Annotated in this window: 1 protein-coding gene; it reads right to left on the bottom strand. The window is 71.7% G+C overall.

Features of this window, described 5'->3' with window-relative positions:
- Positions 1 to 93: 93 nt before the first annotated feature.
- On the bottom strand, positions 94 to 1,069 hold a 976-nt coding region (locus CAE01nite_RS17920), incomplete at its 5' end, for a sigma-70 family RNA polymerase sigma factor (RefSeq protein WP_307725013.1).

The raw sequence follows: 1,069 nt of genomic DNA, 5'->3' as shown, positions 1-1,069 counted from the left end.
TGGCCCTCACCCGGTCGGGGTGGGGGCGACGACGTCGCTCTCGGGGTAGGGCTGTGGTGGGCGGTGGTGTGCGGGCACCGCGCACCGGGTGGGTCAGGCGCTGACAGCGGTCCGGTACTCCGAACCAGCGCCGGCACGGGCACCAGCACCGGTGCCGGCATCGGCCCGGGTCGCGGCGGCCGGGACGCCGGCCGGACGCTGGCTGGGCAGCACCCCCGCACCGGTCGAGGCGATCGTCGAGGCCCGCGCCAGGAACGAGGCCTGCTGGGCGACCAGGTCGAAGTACGCCTTGCGGCGACGCTCGGCCACACCGTCCGGGCGCTCGGCAGCCGGCACCAGGGACGGCTCCAGCGACGCGTTCATCCCGTCCTTCATCAACGCCAACGCCTCGGTGCGCAGCTGGGAGATCCGCGACTGGGTCACCCCCAGCTCCTCGGCCAGCTCCACCACCGGACGGTCGTGGAAGAACAGCTCCTCCACCACGTACCGCAACCGCTCGGGCAACGCCCGCACCGCCGCATGCAGGTGCTGCATCTTCTCGCCCACCAGCAGGCTCTCCTCCGGACCCATGCTCGGCTCGGACACCGTGTCCGCGATCGCCGAGTCGAACGCCTCGATCGACAAGATCCGCCGGTCCGCATCCCCCCGCGCCGCGTCGATGTCCGCCACGCTCGACCCCATCGCCTGCGCCAGCTCCTCACGCGTGGGAGTCCGACCCAGCTTCGACGTCATCTCGTCCGCCGTCGTGGACACCCGACGAGCCCGCTGCCGCGCACCCCGCGAGACCCAGTCCATCGACCGCAGCTCATCGAGCAGCGCACCACGGATCCGCAGCGCCGCGTACCGCGCGAACGGCACACCGGTCTCGGCGTCATACGCCTGAGCCGCCAGCACCAACGCCAGCGACCCCGCCGACGACAGGTCATCACGCGAGACATACGCAGGCACCCGACCGAGCAGCTCGGACACGTGGTAACCGACAAGGGGCAGATTGGCCGTGACCAGCGCGTCGACGGCAGCAGGAGAGTTGCGCACACCACCCCTTCGGCCCACCGCGAACACCACTTGA

Source organism: Cellulomonas aerilata, from assembly GCF_007991755.1.
In the GTDB taxonomy this organism is placed as follows: Bacteria; Actinomycetota; Actinomycetes; order Actinomycetales; family Cellulomonadaceae; genus Pengzhenrongella; species Pengzhenrongella aerilata.
This window is presented reverse-complemented; position numbering and strand designations above follow the sequence as displayed.